This is a genomic window from Actinomadura bangladeshensis (genome assembly GCF_004348335.1).
Lineage (GTDB): Bacteria > Actinomycetota > Actinomycetes > Streptosporangiales > Streptosporangiaceae > Spirillospora > Spirillospora bangladeshensis.
The window spans coordinates 1-5,112 of record NZ_SMJW01000388.1; the positions used below are offsets into that span (position 1 = coordinate 1).

The following is a 5,112-nucleotide window of genomic DNA, read 5'->3' on the forward strand; positions in this document are numbered from 1 at the left end:
GGATCTAGACTCGGTGCATGGTCGAGTCGTGGCAGGAGGAGCTGCGGGCCAGGGGGTACCGGGTCACCCCTCAGCGCCAGCTGGTCCTCGAAGCGGTCACCCACCTGGAGCACGGCACCCCCGAGGAGATCTGCACCGAGGTGCAGCGCACCGCCCGCGGCGTGAACATCTCCACCGTGTACCGGACGCTCGAACTCCTCGAAGAGCTCGGGCTCGTCAAGCACGCCCATCTCGGGCACGGGCCGCCGAACTACCACCTCGCCGCGGAGGCCGAGCACATCCACCTCGTCTGCCGGGGCTGCCACACGGTGGAGGACGTCGACCCGCGCGCGGCGGCCGGGCTCGCGGACGTCCTGCGGCGCGACTTCGGCTTCGAGACCGACGTGCACCACCTCACCGTCTACGGGCAGTGCAAGGACTGCCGCGCGACATAGTGTGGACGGCATGGAGAGCCCGCTGCTGCAGTCGCCCGGAGCCGTCGCCGCCGATGCGCCCGATCAGGAGGTCGCCGCGCACTACGGCGACCCGACCCGGGAGCAGCGCGCGCTCGAACAAGGGACGGCGTTCGTCGACCGGAGCAACCGCGGCGTCGTCCGGGTCTCCGGCCCCGACCGGCTGAAGTGGCTGCACAGCCTGCTCAGCCAGCACCTGGGCGCGCTGAAGCCGTTCGAGCCGACCGAGGCGCTGCTGCTCGGCCCGAAGGGCCACGTCGAACACCACCTGTTCGTCATCGACGACGGTGCGGCCACCTGGGCGCACGTCGAGCCGGGGGAGGCCCCCTCGCTGGTGGAGTTCCTCGACCGGATGCGGTTCATGCTCCGCGTCGAGGTCGCCGACGTGTCGGCGGAGCACATGGTCGTGACCGGGCCGTCCGGTCCCGAGGACGGCGGTCTGGCCTGGCCGGACGCCGCCGGGACGACGACGCGGATCGTCCCGCGAGGCGAGTTCCCCGAGGGGCTCACGCCGGCCGGCAGCTGGGCCTACGAGGCGCTGCGGATCGCCGAGCACCGCCCCCGCTTCGGCCTCGACACCGACGAGCGGACGATCCCGCACGAGGCCGGGTACGTCGAGACGGCCGTCCACCTGAACAAGGGCTGCTACCGGGGGCAGGAGACGGTGGCGCGCGTCCACAACCTGGGGCGGCCGCCGCGCCGCCTGGTGTTCCTGCACCTGGACGGCAGCGTCGACCGGCTGCCCGCGCACGGCGACCCGGTCGAGGTCCCGGGCGGCCGCGCGATCGGCTTCGTCGGGTCGGCGGCCCGCCACCACGAGCTCGGCCCGATCGCGCTGGCGATGGTCAAGCGCAACGTCCCGGTGGACGCCGAACTCCTGGCCGGCGGGGTCGCGGCCGCGCAGGAGGTCATCGTGTCGCCCGACACCGGGGCCAACGCGCAGATCGCCCTCCGCCGCCGGTCGGCGAAACACGGGTAGCAGCGCGCCCCCTGGGCGAATATCGTCGGCTATGGACGATTTCTAACCGGCGTCGCCCAGGGAAGGTGGATTCCTGCCAATGGTCGCGAACCTCGGGAAGCGGGAGCCGCCGGCTGCCAGGAGGGGGACGCGGCGCCGCCCGCGCCGCGAGTCCCCGCTGGTGTGGTGGGCCCTGTTCGCGGCGTTCGCCGGTTTCGCGTGGTGGCTGCAGTCGTGGCGGGTCGCGCTGCTGGGCCTGCTGGCCTGGTGCCTGTACCAGTTCATGCTCGTCCCGACCATGTGCCGCATCCTGAGCCAGCAGGGCGCCGCCTGCACCGAACGCACCCGGGGACGGCTGTTCGCCTGCGGACCCGAGCACCAGCATCTCCGCAACGACGCGCTGTGGCGGCTCGCCGGCCTCCGCAACCCGTTCCAGAGGGAGCCCGCGCGGGGCGACGGCGAGACGGGGGTCGTGGTCGTCTCCTCGGACGTTCGCGGGCGCCTCACGCTGCTCGACCGGGCCCTCATCCTGCTCGCCGCCGGCGCCACGATCGCCGTTGTGATCGGCACCGTCTACGGCTTCCGCTGACCGCGCTGGCTCGGGCTGGCGGGCTCGGGCTGGCGGCCTCGGGCTGCGGGGCGTCCGGTCAGACGTCGAGGATCAGGGTGATGGGGCCGTCGTTGGTGAGGGCGACCTTCATGTCCGCGCCGAACTCGCCGGTCTCGACCTCGGCGCCGAGCACGCGCAGTTCGCGGACGACGGCGTCCACGAGGGGCTCGGCGACGTCACCGGGCGCGGCGGCCGTCCAGGACGGGCGGCGGCCCTTGCGGGCGTCCCCGTAGAGGGTGAATTGGCTCACGATGAGGAGCGGAGCGTTCACGTCCGAGCACGACTTCTCGTCCTGCAGGATGCGCAGCCCCCACAGCTTCGCGGCCAGCCTGCGGGCCTTTTCCGGGCCGTCGTCGTGCGTCACGCCGACGAGCGCCAGCAGCCCCGGCCCCTCGATCTCGCCGACGACGCGCCCGGCGACGGACACGCTGGCCTGGCTCACCCTCTGGACTACCGCACGCATGACCATGCATTCTGCCGCCTATGGGAGCAATGACGCTCATCACGGTGGCGCCCACGGGCGCGGAGTCCGCCAAGTCGGACGTTCCGGCCCTGCCCGTCACCCTGGATGAACTGGTTCAGACAGCCAAGGAGTGCGAGGCGGCCGGCGCGGCCGTGATCCACGTGCACATCCGCGACGACGACGCGCGGCCCACCCTCGACCCCGCCCGGCTGCGGGACACGGTCGCGGCACTGCGGGAGAGCACGGGACTGATCGTCCAGCTGTCCACGGGCGGCGCGGTCACCGACCCGTACGAGGACCGCCTCCGCGTCCTGGACGCGGAGCCGGACATGTGCTCGCTCACCTGCGGGACGGTCAACTTCGGCGACGACGTCTTCATGAACCCCTGGCCGTTCATGGCGGAGCTGTACCAGCGCACCCAGGAACGCGAGGTCGTCCCAGAGTTCGAGCTGTTCGATCTGGGGCAGGTGGCGGCGCTGCACCGGCTGCTGGACAAGTACGGGCTCCCTTATGGCGGGCACGTCCACTGCGACCTGGTGATGGGCGTCCCGGGCGGGATGCCGGGCGATGCCCGCACACTGGTCGCGGCCGTCGAGGCGTTGCCGTCCGGTGCCACATGGTCGGCGACCGGGATCGGCCGGACGTCCCTTCCCGTCTTGTTCGCGGCGCTGTCCGCGGGCGGGCATCTGCGCGTCGGCATGGAGGACACGGTCACCTTCGCCAAGGGGCGGCCGGTGACGGCGAACGTCCAGCTGGTCGAGCGCGCCGCGGCGGCGGCGGAGCTGGCGCAGCGTCCGGCCATGCCGGCCGCCGACGCCCGCACCCTGCTCGGGACCAAACCCCGCTGATCTTGGGGTTTTCCACAGGCTGCGATTTCCCTTCCATGGGTCGAGCCGGGTACGTGACCATGGAATCGGTGGACGGAGGGGTGCGGTGGACGTCAATCCTGTGCTGGTCGAGGTCGAGCGGTCCGGGTTCGTGGAGTCGAGGCACCGGGGGTCCGCGGTCGGGCTCGCGGCGGACGGGGCCGTCGCCGTGCGGGTGGGGCGGCCCGATGTGCCGATCTTCCCGCGGTCGGCCAACAAGCCGATGCAGGCGGTCGCGATGCTGCGCTGCGGGCTCGACCTGGACGACGAACTGCTCGCGCTCGCGGCCGGCAGCCACTCGGGGGAGGACTTCCACGTCGAGGGGGCGGAGAAGATCCTCGCGGGCGCCGGGCTGGTCGCCGGTGACCTGCGCTGCCCGGAGAGCTGGCCGCTCGATCCCGCGTCACAGCAGGCCGTCGCGCGGGACGGCGGCGGGCCGTCGCGGATGCGGATGAACTGCTCCGGCAAGCACGCCGCGATGCTCGCGACGTGCGTGGCGGCCGGGTGGCCGACCGAGTCCTACCTGGACGCGGGGCATCCGCTGCAGCTCGCCGTCCGCGGCGTGGTGGAGGAGCTGGCCGGCGAGCCGGCGGCGGCCGTCGGTGTGGACGGCTGCGGGGCGCCGCTGTTCGCGGTGTCCGCGACGGGGGTCGCGCGGGCGTTCCGGGCGCTGGTCCTCGCCGCGCCCGGTACCCCGGAGCGCCGGGTCGCCGACGCGATGCGCACGCACCCGCAGTGGACGTCCGGGACCCGGCGCGAGGAGCGGGAGCTGATGGACGCCGTCCCCGGCCTGCTCGTCAAGTGCGGCGCGGAGGGCGTGGACGCGTTCGCGTTCGCCGACGGGCGGGCCGGCGCCGTCAAGATCGACGACGGCGCGATGCGGGCGCGGACGCCGGTGACCGTGGCGCTGCTGCGGGCGCTCGGCTTCGGCCACCCGGGCCTGGACGTGCTCGCGGACGTCGAAGTGCGGGGCGGGGACGGCGTGGTGGGCGCCGTCCGCCCCGCACCAGGCGTGTTCGCTAGCGGCCCTGGGGCTCCCGCTTGAGCACCTCGAACTCGTCCTTGAAGACGGTCTGCTCGTAGAGGATCCCGTCCGGCCACGGCTTCTTCGGTTCGCGGCCCGGCTGGGGGTTGTCCTTGCGGAACTCCTCCCACTGGCCGCGGCGGTCCGGCGGGTAGCTGTGCGAGAACATCCCGGGCCGGTAGGTGTACATGCCGCCCTGCTCCATGCCGCGGTGGTTCATCTGGTCGTTCCGCTTGACCGGGTGGATGTGCTTGGTCGCGGCCTCCCGCGTCAGCCAGAACCGGGCGATGATCGCCACCGTGCCGACCACCACGATGATCCACAGGTACTGGCTCGACACGTTGGTGTTCGTCGCGGCCAGGATCGTGGCAGGCATTGTCGGTCCACCTCCCGATGGTGTAGCCGGGCCCCGTGCGGGGTCATTGAGGGATGTGTCCGCTCGTGGCCGGGTTAACCCCACCGGACGCGGCCGCAGGGGCGCCCACCGTGCGGATGCGTCCCGCCGCCAGGCCGGGGATGCCCATGACGAGGCAGACGGCCAGCACGCCGATCATCGGAACGCTCCATCCGCCGGTGGCGTCGTGCAGCGCGCCGAGCGCGAGCGGGCCGAGCGCCGCGATGAGGTAGCCGACGCCCTGCGCCATCCCGGACAGCTGCGTCGCGACGTGCGCGTCGTGGGCGCGGAGCCCGATGAACGACAGCGCGGTGGCGAACCCGAGCCCCTGCCCGAGTCCGAGGA

Annotated in this window: 7 protein-coding genes and 1 pseudogene; 5 read left to right on the forward strand and 3 right to left on the reverse strand. The window is 72.9% G+C overall.

From position 1 onward, the window contains the following. The first annotated feature begins 17 nt into the window (after nucleotides 1-17). The 3 genes from E1284_RS38245 (at nucleotide 18) to E1284_RS38255 (ending at nucleotide 1,999) form a co-directional block, all read left to right on the forward strand. Nucleotides 18-434, forward strand: coding sequence for a Fur family transcriptional regulator (locus E1284_RS38245; RefSeq protein WP_131945029.1), 417 nt, complete (start codon nucleotides 18-20; stop codon nucleotides 432-434). Nucleotides 435-444: 10 nt separating this feature from the next. After that, on the forward strand, nucleotides 445-1,431 hold the full coding sequence (gene ygfZ, locus E1284_RS38250; protein WP_131945030.1) for a CAF17-like 4Fe-4S cluster assembly/insertion protein YgfZ: 987 nt from the start codon (nucleotides 445-447) through the stop codon (nucleotides 1,429-1,431). 79 nt (nucleotides 1,432-1,510) lie between these two features. Further along, nucleotides 1,511-1,999, forward strand: coding sequence for a hypothetical protein (locus E1284_RS38255; RefSeq protein ID WP_131945031.1), 489 nt, complete (start codon nucleotides 1,511-1,513; stop codon nucleotides 1,997-1,999). 58 nt (nucleotides 2,000-2,057) lie between these two features. Here the strand turns inward: E1284_RS38255 and dtd are convergent, their stop codons facing one another. Then, complete coding sequence (gene dtd / locus E1284_RS38260) at nucleotides 2,058-2,483, reverse strand: D-aminoacyl-tRNA deacylase (RefSeq protein ID WP_131945032.1); 426 nt, start codon at nucleotides 2,481-2,483, stop codon at nucleotides 2,058-2,060. Nucleotides 2,484-2,512: 29 nt separating this feature from the next. On the opposite strand from dtd, the gene E1284_RS38265 reads away from it, so the two are divergent. Together E1284_RS38265 and E1284_RS38270 are read left to right on the forward strand one after the other, a co-directional pair. After that, entirely contained in the window at nucleotides 2,513-3,331 is an 819-nt protein-coding gene (locus tag E1284_RS38265) for a beta-keto acid cleavage family enzyme (RefSeq protein WP_243715001.1), read from the forward strand. 85 nt (nucleotides 3,332-3,416) lie between these two features. Beyond that, nucleotides 3,417-4,394: an asparaginase gene (locus E1284_RS38270; RefSeq protein WP_131945034.1), complete on the forward strand. Its 978-nt coding sequence runs from the start codon at nucleotides 3,417-3,419 to the stop codon at nucleotides 4,392-4,394. On the opposite strand, the gene E1284_RS38275 is transcribed toward E1284_RS38270, so the two are convergent. Both E1284_RS38275 and E1284_RS38280 read right to left on the reverse strand, forming a co-directional pair. Continuing rightward, nucleotides 4,369-4,749, reverse strand: coding sequence for a hypothetical protein (locus tag E1284_RS38275; protein WP_131945035.1), 381 nt, complete (start codon nucleotides 4,747-4,749; stop codon nucleotides 4,369-4,371). The genes E1284_RS38270 and E1284_RS38275 overlap by 26 nt on opposite strands. A 43-nt stretch (nucleotides 4,750-4,792) precedes the next feature. Then, a pseudogene (locus E1284_RS38280) lies at nucleotides 4,793-5,112 on the reverse strand (CynX/NimT family MFS transporter); the annotation flags it as partial.